This is a genomic window from Methylocystis sp. Uni0008 (assembly GCF_056838045.1).
Genome location: NZ_CM166370.1, coordinates 1,888,588 through 1,910,623, shown reverse-complemented (window position 1 = coordinate 1,910,623; position 22,036 = coordinate 1,888,588). Strand labels below are relative to the sequence as shown.

General features: G+C 61.3%; 27 protein-coding genes. 22 read left to right on the top strand and 5 right to left on the bottom strand.

What is annotated here, in order from left to right; translation table 11 throughout:
* Positions 1–188 precede the first annotated feature (188 nt).
* From AC0X69_RS09425 to AC0X69_RS09395, 7 genes are all read left to right on the top strand, one after another.
* Complete coding sequence (locus tag AC0X69_RS09425; protein ID WP_482613190.1) at positions 189–2,711, top strand: TonB-dependent receptor; 2,523 nt, start codon at positions 189–191, stop codon at positions 2,709–2,711.
* Positions 2,712–2,722: 11 nt separating this feature from the next.
* Positions 2,723–3,406 carry a Fe2+-dependent dioxygenase gene (locus AC0X69_RS09420; RefSeq protein WP_482613189.1) on the top strand — a complete coding sequence of 228 codons (684 nt, stop codon included), beginning with the start codon at positions 2,723–2,725 and terminating at the stop codon, positions 3,404–3,406.
* A gap of 5 nt (positions 3,407–3,411) precedes the next feature.
* Positions 3,412–4,095 (top strand): Fe2+-dependent dioxygenase, encoded by a 684-nt coding sequence (locus tag AC0X69_RS09415; protein WP_482613188.1) that lies wholly within the window; start codon positions 3,412–3,414, stop codon positions 4,093–4,095.
* Positions 4,092–4,901 carry a tonB-system energizer ExbB gene (gene exbB / locus AC0X69_RS09410; protein WP_482613187.1) on the top strand — a complete coding sequence of 270 codons (810 nt, stop codon included), beginning with the start codon at positions 4,092–4,094 and terminating at the stop codon, positions 4,899–4,901. Before AC0X69_RS09415 ends, exbB begins: the two co-directional genes overlap by 4 nt.
* A 6-nt stretch (positions 4,902–4,907) precedes the next feature.
* The gene (gene exbD, locus AC0X69_RS09405) at positions 4,908–5,333 is read left to right on the top strand and encodes a TonB system transport protein ExbD (protein WP_482613186.1); all 426 of its coding nucleotides are present in this window, start codon (positions 4,908–4,910) and stop codon (positions 5,331–5,333) included.
* Complete coding sequence (locus tag AC0X69_RS09400; protein WP_482613185.1) at positions 5,330–6,121, top strand: energy transducer TonB; 792 nt, start codon at positions 5,330–5,332, stop codon at positions 6,119–6,121. Before exbD ends, AC0X69_RS09400 begins: the two co-directional genes overlap by 4 nt.
* A gap of 219 nt (positions 6,122–6,340) precedes the next feature.
* Positions 6,341–6,499: a hypothetical protein gene (locus AC0X69_RS09395; RefSeq protein ID WP_482613184.1), complete on the top strand. Its 159-nt coding sequence runs from the start codon at positions 6,341–6,343 to the stop codon at positions 6,497–6,499.
* A 19-nt stretch (positions 6,500–6,518) separates the two neighbouring features.
* On the opposite strand, the gene AC0X69_RS09390 is transcribed toward AC0X69_RS09395, so the two are convergent.
* The 4 genes from AC0X69_RS09390 to AC0X69_RS09375 form a co-directional block, all read right to left on the bottom strand.
* The gene (locus AC0X69_RS09390) at positions 6,519–6,710 is read right to left on the bottom strand and encodes a hypothetical protein (RefSeq protein WP_482613183.1); all 192 of its coding nucleotides are present in this window, start codon (positions 6,708–6,710) and stop codon (positions 6,519–6,521) included.
* On the bottom strand, positions 6,707–6,892 hold the full coding sequence (locus AC0X69_RS09385) for a hypothetical protein (protein ID WP_482613182.1): 186 nt from the start codon (positions 6,890–6,892) through the stop codon (positions 6,707–6,709). The genes AC0X69_RS09390 and AC0X69_RS09385 overlap by 4 nt, the downstream gene beginning before the upstream one ends.
* A 160-nt stretch (positions 6,893–7,052) precedes the next feature.
* The gene (locus AC0X69_RS09380) at positions 7,053–7,250 is read right to left on the bottom strand and encodes a CsbD family protein (protein WP_482613181.1); all 198 of its coding nucleotides are present in this window, start codon (positions 7,248–7,250) and stop codon (positions 7,053–7,055) included.
* 371 nt (positions 7,251–7,621) lie between these two features.
* A complete protein-coding gene (locus AC0X69_RS09375; RefSeq protein ID WP_482613180.1) occupies positions 7,622–8,095 on the bottom strand; it encodes a J domain-containing protein in 474 nt (157 codons plus the stop codon).
* Positions 8,096–8,316: 221 nt separating this feature from the next.
* Here AC0X69_RS09375 and AC0X69_RS09370 point away from each other — a divergent pair, with 221 nt between their 5' ends.
* The 3 genes from AC0X69_RS09370 (at position 8,317) to AC0X69_RS09360 (ending at position 10,376) form a co-directional block, all read left to right on the top strand.
* The gene (locus AC0X69_RS09370) at positions 8,317–8,508 is read left to right on the top strand and encodes a hypothetical protein (RefSeq protein WP_482613179.1); all 192 of its coding nucleotides are present in this window, start codon (positions 8,317–8,319) and stop codon (positions 8,506–8,508) included.
* Between the two features lie 258 nt (positions 8,509–8,766).
* A complete protein-coding gene (locus AC0X69_RS09365) occupies positions 8,767–9,735 on the top strand; it encodes an aminotransferase class III-fold pyridoxal phosphate-dependent enzyme (protein WP_482613178.1) in 969 nt (322 codons plus the stop codon).
* Positions 9,732–10,376 carry a cysteine dioxygenase family protein gene (locus AC0X69_RS09360; protein WP_482613177.1) on the top strand — a complete coding sequence of 215 codons (645 nt, stop codon included), beginning with the start codon at positions 9,732–9,734 and terminating at the stop codon, positions 10,374–10,376. The genes AC0X69_RS09365 and AC0X69_RS09360 overlap by 4 nt, the downstream gene beginning before the upstream one ends.
* A 97-nt stretch (positions 10,377–10,473) precedes the next feature.
* Here the strand turns inward: AC0X69_RS09360 and AC0X69_RS09355 are convergent, their stop codons facing one another.
* Positions 10,474–10,776, bottom strand: coding sequence for a hypothetical protein (locus tag AC0X69_RS09355; protein WP_482613176.1), 303 nt, complete (start codon positions 10,774–10,776; stop codon positions 10,474–10,476).
* Between the two features lie 296 nt (positions 10,777–11,072).
* On the opposite strand from AC0X69_RS09355, the gene AC0X69_RS09350 reads away from it, so the two are divergent.
* The 12 genes from AC0X69_RS09350 (at position 11,073) to nifH (ending at position 22,015) form a co-directional block, all read left to right on the top strand.
* Positions 11,073–11,549 (top strand): hypothetical protein, encoded by a 477-nt coding sequence (locus AC0X69_RS09350; RefSeq protein ID WP_482613175.1) that lies wholly within the window; start codon positions 11,073–11,075, stop codon positions 11,547–11,549.
* Between the two features lie 431 nt (positions 11,550–11,980).
* Entirely contained in the window at positions 11,981–12,175 is a 195-nt protein-coding gene (locus AC0X69_RS09345; protein ID WP_018406744.1) for a 4Fe-4S binding protein, read from the top strand.
* A 35-nt stretch (positions 12,176–12,210) separates the two neighbouring features.
* The gene (locus tag AC0X69_RS09340) at positions 12,211–12,948 is read left to right on the top strand and encodes a 4Fe4S-binding leucine-rich repeat protein (protein WP_482613174.1); all 738 of its coding nucleotides are present in this window, start codon (positions 12,211–12,213) and stop codon (positions 12,946–12,948) included.
* 12 nt (positions 12,949–12,960) lie between these two features.
* Positions 12,961–14,448 carry a Fe-S cluster assembly protein SufB gene (sufB, locus tag AC0X69_RS09335; RefSeq protein ID WP_482613173.1) on the top strand — a complete coding sequence of 496 codons (1,488 nt, stop codon included), beginning with the start codon at positions 12,961–12,963 and terminating at the stop codon, positions 14,446–14,448.
* A 26-nt stretch (positions 14,449–14,474) separates the two neighbouring features.
* Positions 14,475–15,233, top strand: coding sequence for a Fe-S cluster assembly ATPase SufC (gene sufC / locus AC0X69_RS09330; protein WP_482613172.1), 759 nt, complete (start codon positions 14,475–14,477; stop codon positions 15,231–15,233).
* Positions 15,234–15,236: 3 nt separating this feature from the next.
* Entirely contained in the window at positions 15,237–16,562 is a 1,326-nt protein-coding gene (sufD, locus tag AC0X69_RS09325) for a Fe-S cluster assembly protein SufD (RefSeq protein WP_482613171.1), read from the top strand.
* A 615-nt stretch (positions 16,563–17,177) separates the two neighbouring features.
* Positions 17,178–18,689 carry a nitrogenase cofactor biosynthesis protein NifB gene (nifB, locus tag AC0X69_RS09320; protein ID WP_482613341.1) on the top strand — a complete coding sequence of 504 codons (1,512 nt, stop codon included), beginning with the start codon at positions 17,178–17,180 and terminating at the stop codon, positions 18,687–18,689.
* 35 nt (positions 18,690–18,724) lie between these two features.
* A complete protein-coding gene (locus AC0X69_RS09315; protein ID WP_482613170.1) occupies positions 18,725–18,949 on the top strand; it encodes a 4Fe-4S binding protein in 225 nt (74 codons plus the stop codon).
* 10 nt (positions 18,950–18,959) lie between these two features.
* On the top strand, positions 18,960–19,298 hold the full coding sequence (locus AC0X69_RS09310) for a HesB/IscA family protein (protein ID WP_482613169.1): 339 nt from the start codon (positions 18,960–18,962) through the stop codon (positions 19,296–19,298).
* Positions 19,299–19,308: 10 nt separating this feature from the next.
* Entirely contained in the window at positions 19,309–19,842 is a 534-nt protein-coding gene (locus AC0X69_RS09305) for a tetratricopeptide repeat protein (RefSeq protein WP_482613168.1), read from the top strand.
* Entirely contained in the window at positions 19,832–20,587 is a 756-nt protein-coding gene (locus AC0X69_RS09300) for a 4Fe4S-binding leucine-rich repeat protein (RefSeq protein ID WP_482613167.1), read from the top strand. Before AC0X69_RS09305 ends, AC0X69_RS09300 begins: the two co-directional genes overlap by 11 nt.
* 540 nt (positions 20,588–21,127) lie before the next feature.
* A complete protein-coding gene (gene nifH / locus AC0X69_RS09295; protein ID WP_482613125.1) occupies positions 21,128–22,015 on the top strand; it encodes a nitrogenase iron protein in 888 nt (295 codons plus the stop codon).
* The last annotated feature ends 21 nt before the right edge of the window (positions 22,016–22,036 follow it).

Below are 22,036 nucleotides of genomic sequence, written 5' to 3'. Positions count from 1 at the left end.
TAGCCTGTGTGGCAGCAAGGTGACAACTGTCGAAAAAAATACACGGCATCTGTCTGAAACTATACAGATTACAATACTTCCATTCGAACGTTTGTTCTGTTGACCAGCGTCACCGCCAAATTTAGCTTCAGTCAACTTCTTCGCGCAACGTGAAGATGGATAACGTATAACCCTCCCTGGCGGTTCCAATGAGCGACGTCAAATCTCCCCTTTCTCTAAGAATGTTGACCCAGTCGCTTCCGCGGAGTCGCGCCGGAGAGCTGACGTCGGTAAGGGCGCTGGGCGTCGCGGCGGCGCTTGCGTCGAGCGTCAGCGCTTCGGCTCTGGCGCAATCCGCTTCGACAACGCTGCCGCCGGTCAAAGTCGACGCGCCGCAGGAAAAGCCGCGAGCGACGGCGCCCGCCAAACCCAAGCCGATCGCCGCCGCTCAGCCGCGTCAGGCGCCCCATGCGGCCGCGAACCCCCAAGCGGCGGGTCAGCGCAGCGGCGCGCCAGGCGCTTCAGGCGGCGGCGGTCAGGGCGCGGGGAACGGCGGTTTGCCGATCCTTGCGACGGCGCCGAACGCCAATCCTTATGCTGATCCTGTCGCGCCCTATAAAGTCGACCGGCTGTCTTCCACGAAATTCACCGAACCGGTGCTCAATACGCCGCGCACGATCACGGTGCTCACCAAGGAAGTGCTCGACGACAAGAACGCCTTCACCCTGCGCGAGATCGGTCGGAGCGTGGCGGGCGTGACGCTGGGCACGGGCGAAGGCGGCAACGCCTTCGGCGATCGCTTCTTCATTCGCGGCTTCGACGTTCGCAACGACATTTTCGTCGACGGCATTCGCGATCCCGGCGTCAGCATCCGCGAGAACTTCTATACCGAGCAGGTGGAAATTCTGCGCGGGCCCGGATCGAGCTTCGCGGGCCGCGGAACCGCCGGCGGCGCGATCAACATCGTCACGAAACAGGCGACCGACCACGACTTCTACGATTTGAAAACGATCGGCGGCTTTTCCGATCACATGAAGCGCGTGACGCTCGACATCAATAAAGCGATCAGCCCGATCCTCGCGGTGCGCGTCAATGCGCTCTATCACGACTCAAATGTCGCGGGCCGCAGCTTCATCACCGACTATCGCGACGGCGTCGCCGGCTCGGTGGTGTTCAAGCCGCTCCCGGATCTGACGCTCACCGGGCAATATACGCATGTTTATCAGAACGGCCTGCCGGACTTCGGCGTGCCCTATAACCGGATCTGGAATCGACCGTTCCCGGAAGGCGTCGTTCCCCGCTACAACTGGTACGGATTCGTCGACCGCGACTTCCAGGTTGCGCTACAGAATTTCGGCACCTTCACCGCCCACTATCGCTACAACGACAATCTCGTCTTCGACAACCGCTTCCGGCAGAGCCGTTCGGTCCTGGATTATATCGGCTCGCTGACGCAAAGCGCCGACCTCTTTAGGGGCACGGTTAGAATCGGCGCGCAAAGCCGCTATCAGGTGGTGAACACTCTCGACAACCAGACGGAAGCGACGCTCAAAGTCGACACGGGACCTGTCAAACACGCGCTTGTTGCCGGCGTAGAATTCGCACGCGAAGGCGTGACGCGCACAAATTATCAGGGGCTGGCTTCGGAATTGAACGGCACGCCCTTCGTCGGCAACGCCGTGACCTGCAACCTCTACCTGCCGTGCACCTATCTGCCGTTTCCGAACACGCCCTATCGCAATCTCAATCCGACCCGCATCGCCGTCGACACGAAATCCGGCTATCTGATCGAGACGGCGAATTATCAGGACGTCGTGCTTGTTAATGGCGGCGCGCGTTTTGATGATTACAACATCACGAGCCGCACCGAGACGCTATCGACTTTCGCCTCAAACCACTCCGGTCTGTTCAACTGGAACGCCGGCGTCGTGTTCAAGCCGCTGCCGAACGTCAGCGCCTACGCGGCCTACGCCACCTCGGCGACTCCGGTCGGCGCGGAGCTCGACGGCGGCGCCGCGAACTACGGCGGCTTGACGACCGCGGCGCAAATCTTCGCTCCCCAGCTCAACAAGGCGGCGGAGGTTGGCCTCAAGTGGGAGCTGTTCGACAGGCATCTGCTCGCGACAGCAGCCTTCTTCAAGACGGATGTGAGCGGCGCGCGAGAAGTCAACTCTGGCGTGACCACGGGCAATGCGTCTTATTACGTCCAAGGCGTGGACCTCGAGGCCGCAGGCAATATCACAGACAAATGGATGATTCTTGGCGGCCTGGTGTTGATGGACTCGCGGGTGACCAGCTCCTATGCGCGAACGAATATCGGTCTTCAACTCGCCAATGTCGCGCATGAGTCGTTCAGCCTGCTGTCGAAGTATAAGGCTGGCGAACTGCTCGGCCTTGCGCCGGACGTTCTGGAAATCGGCGGGCAGGCCATCTATCGTTCGAGAATCTATGGCGGCAACAATATCGTCGCCAATGGCGGCACATCGTTCAACGCGTTCGGCTTGCCGAATCCCACGCTCACGAATCTCTTGAACGTCCCCACCGTACTGCCGTCCTACTGGCGCTTCGACCTTTTTGCGGAAGGCAAGATCGGCGATAACATCACCATGAAGCTCTCGGTCAATAACCTCTTCGATCGCACGATCTACGACGCGTTCTATCAGACCGCGACGCCGTTCACGCAGATGTCGCCCGGCCGCGCCGTCTACTTTGAAACGCGCGTCCTTTTCTAGGAGCCGCATAAATGCTCGCTCACATAAAAGGCGCGCTCGGCAGGGAGGACGTCAACGCCCTTCGCGAGGCGATGGCGCAGGCGCAGTGGGAGGACGGCGCTTCGACCGCAGGGGCGAACGCCGGCGGCGCGAAGCGCAATCAGCAACTCTCGCCGGACTCCGAGATTTCGCGCGCGCTCGGCAAGCGGCTGCTGTCGTCGCTCCTCGCCAATCCCCAGTTTGTTTCAACGGCCGTCCCGCTGCACATCTATCCGCCGTTGTTCAACCGTTACGGCGTCGGCGATCACTTCGATCCGCATGTGGACAACGCCATACGCGGCGACGCCCTGACCGGCGCGCGCATTCGCGTCGATCTCGCCGCCACTTTGCTTCTCTCTGACCCCAGCGAATATGAGGGCGGCGAACTCATCGTTGAAGACATCTACGGATCGAGGCGCTTCAAGCCGCCGGCCGGCGATCTCATCCTGTATTCGGCCGGTAGTCTCCATATGGTGACGCCGGTCACGAGCGGACAACGTCTCGCCTCATTCTTGTGGCTGCAAAGCATGATCCGCGCCGACGAGGCGCGCAGCCTCGTTTGCGACCTCGACGAGTCGATACAGGAGCTCGCGCCGCGCGTCGGCGCAGATGATCCGGATCTGCGCAAACTTGTGACCGTCTACCACAATCTCATCCGCTACTGGGGAGAAGCATAGCGCTTATGCTTATTTGCATACCCGAGGTTCTCTCCAAGCAGCAGGTGGCCTTTTTTCGCGCGGCCATGGACAAGGCGCCGTGGGTGGATGGCCGCGTTACGGCGGGCTCGCAGTCGTCGCTAGTCAAGAATAATTCTCAACTGCCGCAAGACGGCGGCGTTGCGCGCGAACTTGGCGAGCATGTGCTCGAGGCGCTCGCGCAGTCGCCGATGTTCGTCTCAGCGGCGCTGCCGCACAGAATTTTTCCGCCGCTGTTCAATCGCTATGGCGTCGGCCAGGACTTCGGTCTGCACGTCGACAACGCGATCCGCGGCATTCCGGGCACGCCTATTCGCATTCGCACGGATCTGTCGTGCACGCTGTTTCTTTCTGAAGCGGACGAATACGACGGCGGAGAGCTTGTGATCGAAGATCGGGTCGGGCAGCAGGAAGTGAAGCTTCCTGCTGGGGATCTCGTGCTCTATCCTTCGACCAGCCTCCATCTGGTCAGAGGAGTCACGCGCGGCGAGCGCATCGCCTCCTTTTTTTGGCTTCAGAGCATGATCCGCGATAATGTGGCGCGCGCTTTGCTTTTCGATCTCGACCAAGCGATTCAATCACTGACGACGCGATTTGGCGCGGGAGATCCCGCCTGCGTCAAACTGACCGGCGTCTACCACAATCTGATCAGGACATGGGCTGAAGCATGAAGAGTCTTTTGCAGTTTCTCGCGATCTCGATCACGGCGCTTCTTGTTGCGCAGAGGAGCGCCGGCGCCGCCCAGTGGACGCAAGCGCTCGACGCGGCGATCGCGGCGACGAAGCCTCACGATCTCTCCGTGTGGACGATGTTCGTCAACGCCGACATCGTCGTGAAGATCGTGATGCTCGGTCTGTTGCTGGCGTCGGTTGCGACGTGGACGATCCTGATCGCCAAAACGATCGAACTGAAGCGCGCGCGCGAACGCGTGTTGTCGGCGATCGGCCGCCTTTCGGAAGCGCGGGGACTCGCCGAGGCGCGGCTGGCGCTCGGCGGCGGCGACCGGTTGACGCAGGCGCTGCTTGCCGAAGCCACGCGTGAAACGAAGCTCTCATCCGATATTCTGATGGCGCCGGGCGTGAAGGAGCGCATCGCCGGCTGCTTCGCGGAAATCGAGCGCGCCGAAGCGCTCTCGATCAAGCGCGGCACCGGACTGCTGGCCTCCGTCGGATCGACAGCGCCCTTCATCGGTCTCTTCGGCACCGTGTGGGGCATCATGAACAGCTTCATCGGCATTTCGAAAGCGCAGACGACGAACCTTGCGGTCGTCGCGCCGGGCATCGCCGAAGCGCTGCTCGCGACGGCGGTCGGCCTGTTCGCCGCCATCCCCGCGGTGCTGATCTACAATCATCTTGCGCGTCAGTCGACGGCCTATCTCGAACTCGTCTCCAATCTCGCTGGCGAATTGTTGCGCATCGTGTCGCGCGATCTCGATCGCACGCGGCATGCGGCGACGAAAATCCACGCGGCGGAGTAGTAGCTGATGGCCGTCCAACTCAAGAGCGATCTTCAGGAAACCCACGAGATCAACGTCACGCCGTTCATCGACGTGATGCTTGTGCTGCTGATCATCTTCATGGTGGCGGCGCCGCTCGCCACCGTCGATCTGCCGGTCGATCTGCCGGCCTCGAACGCCGCGCCGCATGAGAAGCCCGACAAACCGACTTATGTGACGATCCAAGGCGACCTCGCGCTCGCCCTCGGCGAAACGCCGGTCAAGCGGAACGATCTCGTTTCGGCGCTCGACGCGCTTCTCGGCGACAAGTCGAAGCGAATTTATTTGCGCGCAGACTCCAGCGTGCCCTACGGGGAGATGATGGCGATACTGGAGCGCCTGCGCGCCGGCGGCTATCTGCGCGTCGCGCTGGTCGCGCTCGATGCTGGCGGCAGGCAGCCGGACGCGAAATGAGCGCCGCCGCCGCTCTCCAGAATCCAAAGTCGAACGGCAGGCTTTGGAGCGTCGCCGTCGCCTTCGCCGTGTTTCTGCATGTCGGCGGCGCCGTCGCCGCGCTGCTGACATTGCAGGGCGAGCTAGACGACGAAGCCTCCGGCGCGCCGGCGATCGAAATATCGCTCGAGCCCGCCGCGCCGCGTGACGCCGAAGCCGCCGATCTTCCGCCCGGGCCGCTGGCCGACGAAGCCGCCGCAGCGGCGCCGTCCGTCGCCGCATCCGAGGCGAAGGAGACGAATGAGGAGCGGATCACGCACACAGAGGCGGAGGAGGCTGAACTCACCCACACCGTGAAGCCCGACAAGCCGATCGAGGAGGAGAAAACGCATCAGGCGCAGCCGGTAGTGTCGGCGGAGTCGTCGGCCTCGGAAGCGACCGCGCCTCCGAAATCCGACGTTGATCGACAGTCCGACAAGCCCGTCGCGCCTGTCCAGGGCGCTGACGCCGCGGCCAACGCCGTCAAGCTGACCTGGCAAAAGGCCCTTCTGTCGCATCTCAATCGGCACAAGCGGTATCCCAGCGCCGCCGGCCGTCGTTCGGCTGAAGCAAGCGTCTCCTTCACGCTCGACAGGCGCGGCCGCGTGCTCAGCTACGCGATCAAGCGCTCGGCGGGGCATCCCGCGTTTGACGACGCCGCGCTCGCGATGATGAAGCGCGCGGATCCGGTGCCGCCGCCGCCGCCTGTGATGGCGGACGAAGGGCTGACGTTTGAAGTGCCCGTGCAGTTTCGCGCGGGAAAAAAATAGCCGCCATTTCTCGTAAGGAGGCGCGACGCGGCAGGCTGCAAGGTGTGGCCTGTGGCGTCTCTTTAGGTTCTCCACAACTCCTTTTTGCGGCTAAGCTTTTCTATTCCTTAAAAAATTCGGAGCATCGTCGGAACAGATTTTCGAATCAGCGCTTCAATAGCCGTGTGGAGGGCTACCGTGTCGCCACATGAAAGCATCGCAATGTTGACAGAGCCGACGATGAGGAATCATTCGCAGTGCGACGCGCGCGATATCGAGATGAGCGTGAAGCTGCTTGGCGACCAGCTGAAGCGGCAATTCCTACAGCAGGCTTTGGAGCCGCTGCCGGACGCTATGCGCGCGCTCTTGGAAGAACTCGACGAGAAGGCCGCGCAGTGACATAGGCGCGATGGTCTGGTCAGTGAGACTTGTTTGAACGCTCGCTGAAATCCAGTTTGATCAGGAGATCTTTGAGATCGTCCGGCACCGGCTTCATGATCAGATCGAGATACAAGAGCGAAAGGCGCTTACGCAGCGCTTCGCTCATCGACTGTAGAAGCAGCTCTCGCTTGCCATCGCGGCGATAGATTTTCGGAGAAGCGGCGGTCACAGCGGCCGCGCCTCCTGCTTGAAGAGAGCGTGCCAGGCGGCGAGTTCTTCGCGCATATCTTTGCCGGCGACCATGCGCTCGGCCGAGCGATCAGCGGAGCGAAACACATCGCCTCGGACTGTCCGCGACCTGCCGCGCTTCGAGCGATATTCGATGATGAACGGGCGAACGACCTTCTTCATTGCTGGACCTTCGTCTTAAGGGACCGCGTATCAAACTTCGGCGCCAGGCCAATTGTTCCGGCTCGTGCGCTCGAAAGCCGTTGCCAAGACCTGGCTCTATTCGGCAAACGAAAACGCCGGCGAGCGGGGCTCGCCGGCGTCCAGAAACTACGCGTTGAACTTAGTGTCGCGACATCCAGTCGTCGACCTGCTCTTTGGCCTTGTCCTTCGCCACGCCGTAGCGCTCCTGGATCATGCCTTCGAGCTGCTCACGATTGCCGTTGATGCGCGTAATATCGTCGTCAGTGAGCTTGCCCCACTGCTCCTTCACATTGCCAGTAAACTTCTTCCAGTTGCCTTCGATCGTGTCCCAGTTCATGGATTCCTCCTTGTCAGGAGGCGGCCGCTGTCGCGGCGGACGCCTTGGAAAGCGAGCCCGGGTCTAGCTTTCACGGTCCATTAACCTTTCGCTCGCGCAGATGTTCCATGTCGACCTGCACTCCCGCTCAAAATTAATTGACCGTCTAGTCGGCGTCTGCAGCGATCGTCCTTGTTCGTCAAACAGGCGCGTCGGCTACGTCTATGCTGTACTTATAAATTCGGTCCGGGAGAGCGGTTTTAAAACAACGGTCCTTCAATCTTGAAGCCGCGACGGCGGCGACGCTTCGCGAGCAAGTCACGTATGCTCGTCAAAGCGCCTGCGGCAGCGCGGCGACGGCCGTAGGGTCACGTTAACGCTGGAATCGTCGATCAACCGAACGTCGGTTTAAGCCTGTTGAGTAGAGCGTCGCGCGCGTTGACGACACGACGGTAATGTTCGCCGTCGCCCCCGGCGTCCGGATGCGCCGTTTTCGCCTGTCGCCTGAAGGCGGCGTTGATGTCCGATTGATTGAGCGGCCCCTCAAACGGCAGATCCAAAATCTCGCGATGGCGAAGGTCTTGGTCGGTGGTCGGTTGAAAGAAGAGTCTTCGGCGCCTTTCGGCCTCGAGACGCAGATCGACTTGATCATTCCGCCACCTCTGGCGCGACATGACAAGGCATTCGCCAAAGGCGATCCGGCCCTGCGTTTCAAGTTCGTCCAGACTGAACGGACCCACGACATCATAGGGCGGCGCCAGACATGCCTTCCTGCCGCTGTCGCCATGTTGGACGTCGCCGATCGCCGCAATGTCCAATATGCCCAGCGAGCCGTTCCAGACGACCCATTCCTGTTTGTTCGTCATGCGGAGCGCTCATGCATGGACTGACTCGCGCCTTGCCTCGTCGTTCAGAGGCCTTCGCAAGAGCTGAAGCAGAAGACCATGCAGGTTCGAAGCCAATGTGCGCGCGATCGCTTAGCCGTCGAGGCGGTAGAGGAATGGCGAGATTTTTGCTCTGATCGCCAGCGTTTAAGGCGCGCGAACGTATCTCTTTGCGGAAAGCGCCGCTGGCGGGGATGGAACGTATGACGGATCATAAGGTTACAGTTGAGCAGTTGCCCAGTGGCAAATGGGCCTGTTTCTTACACATCGCCGGACGAGACGAGCCGGTTAACCTCGGGCGCGAATTCAAGAACGACGAACAAGCGGAAAACTGGCTGAACGTATCCGAGTCGGTGACGGCGATTGAAATGATGCTCCGCAAATATCAGAAATAGCGGCGCAGAGATGTCGGACTCTGGACAGCCGTTCTGGAGCGCGCGATTTCCGCATGTCCGGGCGCGCGCAATGGCTGTCCCCGGCGATCGGTGGCGTCAGCCGCCAGAGAGCCGTCGGCCAGAGTGACGGGGCAGTTCACATCGCCGGTTTCGCCGCGCGCGCCTGACGGCCTTCTCGAAACCGGCGATCCATGCGCCGTGAGCGCGCCGCTGGACTTTTCGGGGTCATCGCTCTTGCCTTCAGAGAGGACTGTCGGATTGGCGCCTCACTCGAAGCAGCCGATACGCCCGCCGCAATCGCCGCCGACGCTTGCGGCCTACTCCGAAGCGCTATGCGCGAAGATCGCGCCCGTGTCCTTTGGCGACCGCGTCTTCCTGTATCCCTGCGAGGCGGACGCTTGGCGGTTCGCGGTGGAAATGGTTCGGCGTTACCATAAGATTGTCGGTCGCCCCAAGCGCCGCCGGTTCATCATATGCGTCGGGCCTTCAGATCGGATCGAGTGCGCGCCGCTTGGTCTGGAGGGCGATGACGAGATCACAATTCTTCGATCGGACGACCACGCCGCGCTGCAGGCGGAAATCGATGCGAGGACCGCTGGCGTTCTGATTGCGCCGGTCAGGACCAGAGCGCGTTTCGAGGTCGTTCCAGGCAGCTTGCTCGCTCGGTTGCGAGAGACCGCAGACGAATATGGGATCGTACTGGGCTTCGACGAAACCTTTTGCGGCCTTGGCCGCTCAGGCATGCTTTGGGCGCACGAATGGACAGGGGTCACCCCGGACCTGATGATCGCCAGTCATTCGCCTGCAGACGCCCCGCGACTGACCGCGCTCGTCCTCACGCAAAGAGTCGCGCGAGGGGCGCTCGGCTCCCCGCCGCTCGTTGACGCGGCTACGCTTGTGGTTGGGCACGCCCTTGTGGATGCTCTGTCGACGCCAGGCTTTCAGGAACGCGTGCAGAATCGAAGCTGGTATTTCGAAGACCAATTGTCCGCGTTGTTTTATCGGCGTCGTGAAGTCTTTACGGCGCTGAGCGGCCTTGGTCTGATGCAGGGATTAACGCTGGCGGGAGACGCGGAGCCTATGCGGGCCATGCTGGCGGAGCGCGGGCTCCTGACCCGTGCGATGGGACCGGTCCTAGGTCTTTTTCCGCCGCTTACAGTCGAGGAAAGCGAAATTGATGCGGCAGTGTCCGCCATCGATATGATTTGCGCGCAGAAAGAACGATGATGAATACGGTCGGTCCAATCGCTCGGGTCATCGCGCGCGATCCTGTTCCTCCAGCGCTGAGGCGATTCATCTGGGACATTCAGTCCATGGTCGAACTCGCCGAAAGCGAGCGCGAGATTTTGTTGATCGGTCGCGACCTCATGGCCCGCCTCGTCACGGCCGACGATTGGCTGCCTGCGGTTTTTGCCGCCGCAAGTCCCGGCGTGGGCCGACAATTCCAGATTTTTCGCGATGGGCTCGAACGGTTTTCCGTCGTGAGCACAGTTTTAGGCGGCGCGGCGAGCGTGACGATCTCTCAGCCTGCCATTTGGGAGATCGCCGGCGTGTTGCACGGCGCCGTCCTTCGTCAGCAATTCGATGGCTCCTCGTCAACTTGCGCGCAAGCGGGCGCGTCTCGTCTGCTGAAAGCGAACACGATCGAAGCACGCTCGTCCGGGAGCGGGGACGTCGTCAAATGCCGCAACGCGCTCGACGATCAGATATCTATCGTCGTTCATGTTTATGGCGGCGACATCGCGCGGATGACTCGTCGCTCCAATCCAGGTCGTGGCGGCATGAATGCGCCGTCAACGGGCTACGCCAATCCGGAAAGCGATCCTCCCTACGATATCTTTTCGATTCAGGCCGAGATCCGAGATTGAGGCGGCGACTACAGACGATCGCCGCCGTTGAGAGATTTCCGTGAGGAACAGACGCGCGGCGCTTGATTTCGCCTGATCGGCTCTCGCGCCGCGACTATCAATGTGGGGCGACTTCGTTGCTCGGGAGAACCTCGCGGATGCGCTTGCCTTCCACCCAGAAGAATGCCCCGGCGGGGTCGGCGCAGGCGACATCCTGTTCGACGATCAGCTTGTCGCAGAGCATGACGCAAATCGCGTCGATCGAGGCGCTTCTATCGTTTTCCTCGGTCATGCGGTCGATCGAGATTTCGCCCAGCTCTTCGTCGTCGACCAAATGGATGATAAACACTTCCTCATGCCCGGGCGCGCCATGCGCGTTCACCCGGAAGGTTTCCCCCTTGTAGCGGAATTCGCGTATCATTCCTGGCCCTTTTTCGTTTGTTGGTTTTGTCCGTGGTCGCGCGCCTTAGCGTTGGGGCGACAACCGCGTGCCCGGCGCGCACGCAAACTGCGTGCCATTTGTGCGGCCGAATCCAGGTTTTGTGCGAAGACGCGCCTGATCTGCTTTTGAAAAAGGCAAGAGGCGTTTGCCGTTTCAAAAGTCGTTAGCGATAACGCTCGATAGGGTTCCGTGCATGCCAGATAAAGGAAGGCGCTGACGGCAGGACGCCGCGCAGCCATCGCTCATCCTGGCTCAGCGGTTGCTTCAAGCCGGCTATGAACGCTGACCGCGCCGACGCCGTGAACTTCGGCGAACTCGACCCGAATACCAACGAACTTCTGCAACAGGGGGTCGTCGCCTATCGCACTGATCGCGAGAAGGCCGACAGTCTCTTCAAGCAGGCCCTGGCGCTGACGCCGGAAGAACTCGCGCCTTACTACTGCCTTTACAAGATCCACACGTATATGGGGAGCCTCGATTACGCCGCTGATGTCGCGGCGGAGGGCATGAAGCAGGCGTCGCGGCAGGCGGGATGGCCAAGCGATCCCGCGGCCTGGCCTGCGCAGGTCGGCGCGCAGGACGGCGCAGCGCGCTTCGCCCTCTACACGCTAAAGGCGCTGAGCTTCATCGAATTGAAGCGCGGCCACAGCGAAACCGCAAAGGAATATCTCGATATCCTCTCCCGCGCGGATCCGCAGGGCAGCGTCGGTTGGAAGGTCATCGAGGAACTCGCGCAGGGCAGCGCGCCGTAGCTGCAATGTGTGTCCGACAATGTCATAACTCCGACAAACCTCGGGCAAGCATCTGCTTCGGCCGAGGCTGCGCCGGTGATGTCGTAAACCCGACACGGCCTACCGCGCCCGACTGCGCAATCTCCCCATAAGCGTATCCCGGAGACACGGCATGGGCGGCGCCGTCCCCTTGCGCGAAGAAATGCGCTAGCGAGACAAAGCGCATCTGAACGTACCCGCTGATTGTCGCATTCAGGACATTGTTCGATTCATGCGGCCGAGCGGCCTGTGTCGGTCGCCTGAAAGGGCCGAACAATCGACTCTGCGGGCTCGCATGCCGTCATCCGCTTTCAATTCAGCGAGTTGCTCTACGCTCGGCAGGCGTGGACCGCATTGGCATGCGATTTGAAGGAAGTTGAGAGAACTTCCAGAAATGAACGAGGATTCGCGACATGGCATACAAGATTATCGCCTCGCAATGCACAGTGTGCGGGGCCTGCGAATTCGAATGTCCGAATGCGGCGATCCGCCTCAAGAATGACATGTACATCATCGACCCGAAGAAATGCACCGAATGCGAAGGGCATTTCGATAAGCCGCAATGTGCGGTCGTCTGCCCCGTCGAAAACACGTGCGTGCCGGCGTAACTTCAAAAGTGCGGGCTGGCGGGACGACGCATCGCATGGACGCCGTCGACTGGCTTGGAAACTTCCTGTCCTGCCGCGATTGTCCGCATGTGGAGATTCGCGAGAAAGGCCTCTGCGATCTCGGACAGACATGTGTGCGCGATCGGAGGGCCCGCCGGATAGACAGGTTCTTCGCGGCGAGTCCTCAGGAGTCTGCGAAATATCTCGATCATCCCTATTTCGAACTGCGCGTCGGCGCGGTGAAATATGCGAGCGTCTTTCAGTTGCGCGCGCTGATCGATGACGAAGAGCCGGACGTCAGAGCCATGGTGGCGCAGCGTCTGCCGCTACGGCTCGCAGAAAAAATGATTGGCGATCGCGACCGCAAGGTCCGCATGGCGCTGGCGCAGCGTGTCGAAGGCGCGAGCCTTGTGAAGCTGCTCTTCGATGAAGACAGCGGCGTGCGCCTGATTACAGCGCGCCGCGCGCCGTCCGACATTCTCGCCGGCGCGGCGACCGATGACGATCCACAAGTGCGATGCGAAGCGGCGCGCCGGATCGCTATCAGCAAGCTCCCGGCCATGGCGGCCGATCCCGAACCGCGCGTGCGCATGATTATTGCAGAGCGGTTGCTGCCGGCCCAGTTGGGACTGCTCGTCGCGGACGAAGACTTGCGAGTCCGCTTCCTGGTGGCGGAGCGATGTGAAACGGAATTGCTGGCGCGTCTGCGCGACGATCCCGATCCGGAAGTGAGGCGCCTGGTCCAGGACCGCCTGGACGAAGCGCAACAGTGAACGGAGAGCGAAATGGCGGCGGTGCAAGAGACAGTTGATCAAGTTCGCCGTGTTGGCGCTGACCAATATAAATACGGTTTCGTCACCGACATCGAATCGGACCTCGCGCCCAAAGGGCTTTCCGAAGAAGTCATCCGCTTCATTTCGGCGAAGAAGAGCGAGCCGGAATGGATGCTCGACTGGCGGCTCGACGCATATCGGCGCTGGCTGACCATGACCGAGCCGAAATGGGCGCGCGTTGAGTATCCGGCGATCGACTATCAGGATCTCTATTATTACGCGGCGCCGAAATCGACGGCCGGTCCGAAATCGCTCGACGAGGTCGACCCCGAGCTGCTGCGCACATACGAAAAGCTCGGCATTCCGCTGCATGAGCGCGAAATTCTCGCCGGCGTCGAGCGGCCCGAGGGCGAAGAGCGTCCACGCGTCGCGGTCGACGCGGTGTTCGACTCGGTTTCCGTCGCAACGACGTTCAAGGAAGAGCTGAAGAAGGCCGGGGTGATCTTCTGCCCGATCTCGGAGGCGCTGCGCGAGCACCCCGAACTGGTGCGCAAATATCTTGGCACCGTGGTGCCGACCTCCGACAACTACTTCGCGACGCTGAACAGCGCCGTGTTTTCGGACGGCTCGTTCGTCTATATCCCGCCGGGCGTGCGCTGCCCGATGGAGTTGTCGACGTATTTCCGCATCAACGAAAAGAACACCGGGCAGTTCGAGCGGACGCTCATCATTGCCGACCGCGGCTCCTACGTCAGCTATCTCGAAGGCTGCACTGCGCCCAAGCGCGACGAGAATCAGTTGCACGCGGCGGTCGTCGAGCTCGTGGCGCTCGACGACGCCGAGATCAAATATTCGACCGTGCAGAACTGGTATCCGGGCGACGAGAACGGCAGGGGCGGAATCTATAATTTCGTGACGAAGCGCGGCGATTGCCGCGGCGCGAATTCGAAGATCAGCTGGACGCAGGTCGAGACGGGCTCGGCGATCACCTGGAAATATCCGAGCTGCGTGCTGCGCGGCGATAATTCGCGCGGGGAGTTCTACTCCATCGCGATCTCAAACGGCCGCCAGCAGGTCGACTCCGGCACCAAGATGATCCATCTCGGGAAGGGCACGACGAGCCGCATTATCTCGAAGGGCATTTCGGCCGGCCGTTCGTCGAACGCTTATCGCGGCCTCGTCTCGGCGCATCGCAAGGCGGAAGGCGCCCGCAATTTCACGAATTGCGACTCGCTGCTCATCGGCGACGCCTGCAGCGCGCATACGATTCCCTACATCGAAGCGAAGAACCCGTCCTGCGTGTTCGAACATGAGGCGACGACCTCGAAGATATCTGAGGACGTCTTGTTCTATTGCATGCAACGCGGGCTCTCGCAGGAAGATGCGACCGCGCTGGTGGTCAACGGCTTCGTACGCGACGTGTTGCAGCAACTGCCGATGGAGTTCGCGGTCGAAGCGCAGAAGCTGATCTCGGTCAGTCTCGAAGGCAGCGTCGGCTGACGCCTCAACAGTTTGGGAGTGATGGGATGACGGCGCTACTGGAAATTCGCGACCTTAAGGCCGAGATCGCTGGCAAGCAGATACTGAACGGCTACGATCTCACCGTGAACGCCGGCGAAGTGCATGCGATCATGGGGCCGAACGGCTCCGGCAAATCAACGCTGTCCTATGTGCTCTCCGGCCGTCCGGGCTATGCCATCACCGAGGGGCAGGCGCTGCTCGCTGGCGCTGATCTGTCGCAGATGAGCGTCGACGAACGCGCCGCGGCGGGGCTGTTCCTTGCTTTTCAATATCCGCTGGAAGTGCCGGGCGTCGCGACGATGACCTTCCTGCGGGCCGCGCTCAACGCGCAGCGCAAGAAGCGCGGCGAGGAGGAAATATCCTCCCCCGATCTGATCAAGCGCGTCAAGGAGCTCGCCAAGATCCTCGACATGGACATGGAGATGCTGCGGCGCCCGGTGAACGTCGGCTTCTCCGGCGGCGAGAAGAAACGGGCCGAGACGCTGCAGATGATGCTGCTCGAACCCAAGGTGTGCATCCTCGACGAGACCGACTCGGGGCTCGACATCGATGCGCTGAAGGTCGTCTCCAACGGCGTCAATCAATTGCGCTCGAAAGACCGCGGCATCGTTGTGATCACTCACTATCAACGTCTCTTAGATTACATCACGCCGGACGTCGTCCATGTGCAGTCGGCCGGCCGCATCGTGCGGACCGGCGGGAAGGAGCTCGCCCTGGAGCTCGAGGAAACCGGCTACGCACGCTACCAGAATGAGGCAGCCTAAGTCATGGACAAGGCGCCAGTCACTCCCGCTCGCAAACTCACCGAAGCCGAGGCGCAGCTCGCCGAAATCTTCGCGCAACAAAGCGCCGGCGCGCCGCAAGTCGCCGAGCTGCGCACCGCCGCGTTCGAAGCCTTCTCCCGAACCGGCCTTCCCAACCGTCGCGACGAGGCCTGGAAATACACGGATCTGCGCGCCCTGCTGCGCGACGTAAAGCCTCTGGCGGCGCCGCCGGAGGAGAGCGCAAGACAAAGCGCCAAGGACGCCACGATTCTCACGGGCGTCGCCGCGCGCCGCATCGTCTTCGTCGGCGGCTATTTCGTCCCGGCGCTTTCTGATCTCGCCGATCTGGAAAAAGGCTTGAGCGTGATCTCGCTGTCGGAGGCCCTGGCCACCGGCGACGCCGCGACCGTTTCGCAGCTCGGGAAAGCGGGGAAGGTCGATGATCCGGCCTTCGCGCTCAACACGGCCTTCATGGGTGAAGGTGTCGTTATCCGCGTGGCCGCCGGGGCCTGTGTCGATCGACCGATACAGCTGGTCTTCGTCGCCGGCGCGCAGCCGGCAACCTATTTTCTCCGTTCGCTCATCATACTGGAAAAGGGCGCGCGGGCGACGCTGATCGAGAGCTTCGAGGGCGACGGGGCGGGGGACTATCATGTGAACGCGGCGACCGAGGTCGTGTTGGAAGAGGGCGCGTCGCTCGAGCGGCTCAAGATCAGCCGCGAAAGCGCCGCAGCGATGCACGTGTCAACCTTCGTCGCCTCGCTTGCCGCCGATAGCCAGCTGAATGATCTGGGGCTCAATCTCGGCGGCGCCCTGCTGCGTAACCAGTCCTTCATTGCTCTGAACGGGCCGGGAGCGCATGCCGCCCTGAGGGGCGCCAATATATTGAAGGACAAGGAGCACGCCGACGCGACCTTGTTCCTCGATCATGCAGCGGAGCGTTCCGAAAGCAAGGCGCTGTTCAAATCCGTGCTGAACGATGCGTCGCAGGCGGTGTTTCAGGGAAAGATCCTGGTGCGGCCTGGCGCACAAAAGACCGACGCGCGCATGATGGCGCGCGCGCTGTTGCTGTCCGAAGGCGCCCAGGCCAATTGCAAGCCGGAACTTGAAATATTCGCCGACGACGTTCAATGCGCACATGGTTCGACGGTCGGCGCGCTCGACGAGAACCTGATTTTCTATCTGATGGCGCGCGGGATTTCGCACGCGGAAGCTGAATCGCTGCTGACGGAAGCTTTCATCAGGGAAGTGATCGACGCCGTGGAGAATCGCAGCATTCGCGAAGCCCTGACCGCGCTCGTTTCTGAACGACTGAGAACGCGACAATGATCCGCAGCCTGTGAGCGGCTGTTCTTGTTCGAACCCGCGATAGCGCGTCGGACGCTCCTCTATGTGCGTAGAGGTTCACTGTCGTTCTCAATCCATCTGAAGAATGCGGCGTCGCCACATAAGTCTCGGATGGTTCTCGGTCTCACTCCGAGACTGGGGACATGAACTCTATCAGCAGTCCTCGATCCGGGCGTTTGAACGCGAATCGCTCAATAGGGCAGCGGGCGATTGCGCGAGGACACCTCTGTAAGAATTCTTCCGACGGCGTTGACCGTCGGTGCAAAGCGCCTCGAAGCTCGCCCGCGCCCATCAGCTCCGCAGCGGCAGCCAATGCGATCAGCGATGTTGAATCTGTCACAAGTGTCGCCATGCAGGAATAGTGACGTGTTTGAATATTTACATTGTTTGTTCGATATAACCAATTGAAGGAAAAGCGAAAACTACCGTTGAAGCGCTGGCATGGTTGTTGCGATCCCTTCCAAAGACTGATGCATCGGTCCGTCTCAGCCGGGAGTCGGCAAAGGCGACTTTGCAGCGACAGAAGGAAGCAAGGCCATGACGTCTCTGGATGTTGGAACGGCGGACGCAGTTGAAGAAGTGAGCGCCGCGGTCGCCATGAGCGACGTGATGCAGAAGATCGCCGAGCACAAGGGCTGCGGAACGTCGGGCGGCAGCGGAAAGGCGAGCTGCGGGTCGGGCGCCGGAGAGGGCGACCTTCCGACGGAGATTTGGGAGAAGGTCAAGAACCACCCCTGTTATAGCGAAGAGGCGCATCACCATTATGCGCGCATGCATGTCGCCGTCGCGCCGGCGTGCAACATCCAGTGTAACTACTGCAACCGCAAATATGATTGCGCCAATGAATCTCGCCCCGGCGTCGTCAGCGAGAAGCTGACCCCGGAGCAGGCCGCGAAGAAGGTTTTGGCCGTCGCTTCCACCATCCCACAAATGACGGTCTTGGGCATCGCCGGTCCGGGCGATCCGCTCGCCAATCCGGAAAAGACCTTCAAGACCTTCGATCTGATCTCGCGCACCGCGCCCGACATCAAGCTCTGCCTGTCGACCAACGGCCTCGCCTTGCCCGATCACGTCGACACGATCGCCGGCTATAACGTCGACCACGTCACGATCACCATCAACATGATCGATCCGGAAATCGGCGCGAAGATCTACCCTTGGGTGTTCTGGAAGCACAAGCGCTACACCGGGGTCGAAGCGGCGAAGCTCCTCACCGACCGGCAGCTCCTGGGTCTGGAGATGCTCACCGAGCGCGGCATTCTGTGCAAGGTGAATTCGGTGATGATCCCCGGGATCAACGACAAGCATCTCGTCGAAGTGAACAAGGCCGTTAAGTCGCGCGGCGCGTTCCTGCACAACATCATGCCGCTAATCTCGGCGCCGGAGCACGGCACGGTGTTCGGCCTCAACGGACAGCGCGGTCCCTCGGCGCAGGAGCTGAAGGCGCTGCAGGACAGCTGCGAAGGCGAGATGAACATGATGCGCCATTGTCGCCAGTGCCGCGCCGACGCCGTCGGCCTGCTTGGCGAGGATCGCAGCGCCGAGTTCACCACCGAGAAAATCATGGCCATGGAGGTCGATTACGACCTCGAGTCCCGCAAGGCCTATCAGGAGAAGGTCGAAGAGGAGCGTATCGCGAAGGTCGCCGCGAAACAGGAAGAGCTGGCGACGCTGGCTGGCGCGGCGAGCGACATCAAACTGCTGATCGCGGTTGCGACGAAGGGTTCGGGACTGATCAACGAACATTTCGGGCACGCCAAGGAGTTCCAGGTTTACGAACTCTCGACGTCTGGCGCGAAATTCGTCGGGCATCGCCGCGTCGATCTCTACTGTCAGGGCGGATATGGCGACGAGGACAGTCTCGAGACGGTGATCCGCGCGATCAACGACTGCCACGCGGTGTTCGTCGCGAAGATCGGCGGCTGTCCGAAGAACGACCTGCTGGAGGCCGGGATCGAGCCCGTCGATCAATTTGCCCATGAGTTCATCGAGAAGTCCGCGATCGCCTGGTTCAAGGCCTATCTCGACAAGGTGAACGGCGGAGAGATCGAACATAAGGAGCGCGGCGACGCGGAAATCCGTCAGGGCGCGCTGATCAGCGCCGCCTGAGACATGCGTCAGGGAACCAATCCAGGGAGCAAGACATGACGCTTAAGATCATCGCCTCGCAGTGCACAAGTTGTTCGGCCTGCGAGCCGGAATGCCCGAACGTGGCGATCACCGAGAAGAACGGCACGTTCGTCATCGATCCGAAGAAATGCACGGAGTGCATCGGGCATTTCGATGTGCCGCAGTGCGCGGCCGTCTGTCCCGTCGACAACACTTGTGTGATCGACAACGCCTATCCCCGCTACCAAGCGCCGGCTTGAGGAGGCCTGCATGAAATTTACGCTAACGCCGGCGGCACAGAAATTCATCCGGCGAATGATCCAGTTCAGCGCCAATCCGGGCGGCGGCTTTCGCTTGATGGTGTCCCCCGGCGGTTGCTCGGGGCTCAGCGCCCTCTTCGATGTCGAAGCTGCGCCGCGCGCTGGCGACCAGGAATTCGTCGTCGAGGGCGTGAAGTTCTTCCTGCCGGCCGAAAGCCGCCTGCTGCTCGACGGGGTGACGATTGACTTCACCGATTCCTCCTCAAGCGGAGGGCTCGTCTTTCACGACCCGAAGAACGCCGGATCGTGCAAGAGCATGAGCGCGCCCCTGTCGGAGGCAGCGCACTAAGGCGCGCGTCATGGCGAATGGCGAGCAGGTCGCTCTCAGCCCCGACGAGAAGGAACTTCTCGCCGGGGCGCTGCTCGGCGAGGGCCTGCCGCCGGAGGCCGAAGGATTTCTCCAACTCGCCAGCGAGACCTACGCCGATTCCGAAACGGCGGAGCGCTATTTGCGTCAGGCGCAGCAATGGGCTCCCGACCACGCGGCCGTGCTGATCGGCTTCTATCGCTTTTACTTCTACAAGGGCAGATTGCGAGAAGCCTTGGAGATCGCCAACCGCTGTCTCGAGAAGGCGACGCGCGAAAACAACATGCCGCGCGACTGGCGCCGCGCCTCGTCGTCGCATGCGGTATTCGATCGCTACGACGAAATGCTGCCGCGCTTCTTCCTCTTTACCCTGAAGGGCTATGCCTATCTGCAGATGCGTCTCGGCGAACTCGAGGAAAGCAGAGCGGCGATCGCGAAGCTGCTTGAGCTTGATCCAACCGACAAGATAGGGGCCAAGGTTCTTCTCGGCGTTCTCGACAGAATAGGGCTCGAAGATGACGCGTGAGATCGACGAGGCCCGCGACTGGCGCGGGTTGGACGTCGAATGCACGAGCTGCGCGCATCGGGAGTTGCTGGTCGTGGGGCGGTGCGAATTGCGCAAAGCCTGCGTGCACGATCGATATGCGCGGCGGATCGACCGGTTCTTCAATTGGAATCCAGAACTCGCCGACGCCTATCTCTCACATCCACACTTCGAAGTTCGCGCCATAGCGGCGAAGTTCGCCAATCCTTTTCTCCTGCCGCGCTTGTTATCGGACCCCGACGAAACCGTGCGTTGGGAAGCCGTGCGGCGATTACCTGCGCGCTATCAATGTGAATTACGCAATGATCCGCATCGTGAAGTGCGCATCCGCGTCGCCACTCTGCTCGATGACCCAGATCTCCTGCCGATGATGCAGGATGAGGACTATTACGTGCGGATCGTGATCGCCCGCAAGGTCGCGCCGGCGCTGCTGGTGATGATGCTCGCTGACCCGGAAGTGGAAGTGCGGCGCGTTGTGGCGCAACGGATCGACGCCCAGTGGCTCGGGCGAATATGTCGAGATCCGAACGCCGATGTCCGTCTCGAAGCCGCGCAAAGAATGACGCCGGAGCAATTGTTCGATTTGCGAGAGGACGCTGACTGGCGCGTGCGCCATTACGTCGCGACCAGATTGAACGTGGACAAAATCGGACATTTGATCAACGACAGCGATCCGCTTGTCGCGGAAGCGGCCCGCGAGCGTCTCGCGCGCGAGTCATCGAAGTGACGCGACGCGAATCGTCGGCGTTCCGCGGCTAACGCCGCTGCGTTCACGATACTTCCTTACCAGCTGGGCGCTGCCGTGATGCTGCGCGACCAGTCAGTGCCGGTGGGGCTCGGCGCGATTCGAGCCAGGCCCACCATTACCTTCTCGGGCCGAACTCGCCTTCGCGCGTCAGGCGTCATCAACCGCCACTGCGGCGCGCCAGTCTACTTCTTGGCCGACATCGCCTCCGTCCCAACGGACGAGAAGCACAGCAGATTTTTCCATCGCGTCCCGCAATAGATTGTCGTCCACAGCACAGGGTTGTTAGCTTTTTGACATCGAACGACGCGGCGCGCCGCTTTTGCGCAAGTATCTGAATACTAACCGGTAACAGCCATCGGCAAGCGCTGGCATGGACATTGCGAAAGTGGGACGTGCTCGACCGACATCGAGGGCCGTCGAAGAGAACCTCTTCTGGGGAGTCCTTCTCTAACTCGGCAGCGAAAGCAAGGCGCCGCGAGAGAGCTGCGGCCATGAGTAAGGGCTCAAGAGGAGACAGACATGTCGTCACTACGGCAAATCGCATTTTACGGCAAAGGGGGCATCGGCAAGTCGACGACGTCCCAGAACACGCTGGCCGCTCTGGCGGAGATGGGACATCGCATTCTGATCGTTGGTTGCGATCCGAAGGCTGACTCGACGCGCCTCATCCTGCACGCCAAGGCGCAGGACACGATCCTCAGCCTGGCGGCGAACGCCGGCAGCGTCGAGGACCTCGAAATCGAAGACGTGATGAAGGTCGGCTATCGCGACATTCGCTGCGTCGAGTCCGGCGGTCCCGAGCCTGGCGTCGGCTGCGCCGGCCGCGGCGTGATCACCTCGATCAACTTCCTCGAGGAGAACGGCGCTTACGAGGACATCGACTATGTGTCCTACGACGTGCTGGGCGACGTGGTCTGCGGCGGCTTCGCGATGCCGATCCGCGAGAACAAGGCGCAGGAGATCTACATCGTCATGTCCGGCGAGATGATGGCGATGTATGCCGCCAACAACATCTCGAAGGGCATTCTCAAATACGCCAACTCCGGCGGCGTGCGCCTGGGCGGCCTGGTCTGCAACGAGCGTCAGACCGACAAGGAGCTGGAGCTTGCGGAAGCTCTGGCCACGAAGCTCGGCACGCAGCTGATCTATTTCGTGCCGCGCGACAATATCGTTCAGCACGCGGAGCTGCGCCGCATGACGGTTCTGGAATATGCGCCGGAGTCCGATCAGGCGAACCACTACCGCAATCTGGCGACCAGGGTCCACGCCAATCAGGGCAAGGGCATCATCCCGACGCCGATCACGATGGACGAGCTCGAAGACATGCTGATGGAGCACGGCATCATGAAGGCGGTCGACGAGAGCCAGGTCGGCAAGACTGCGTCCGAACTCCAGGCGATCGCCTGATCCACCAATGCTCGCGCGTCG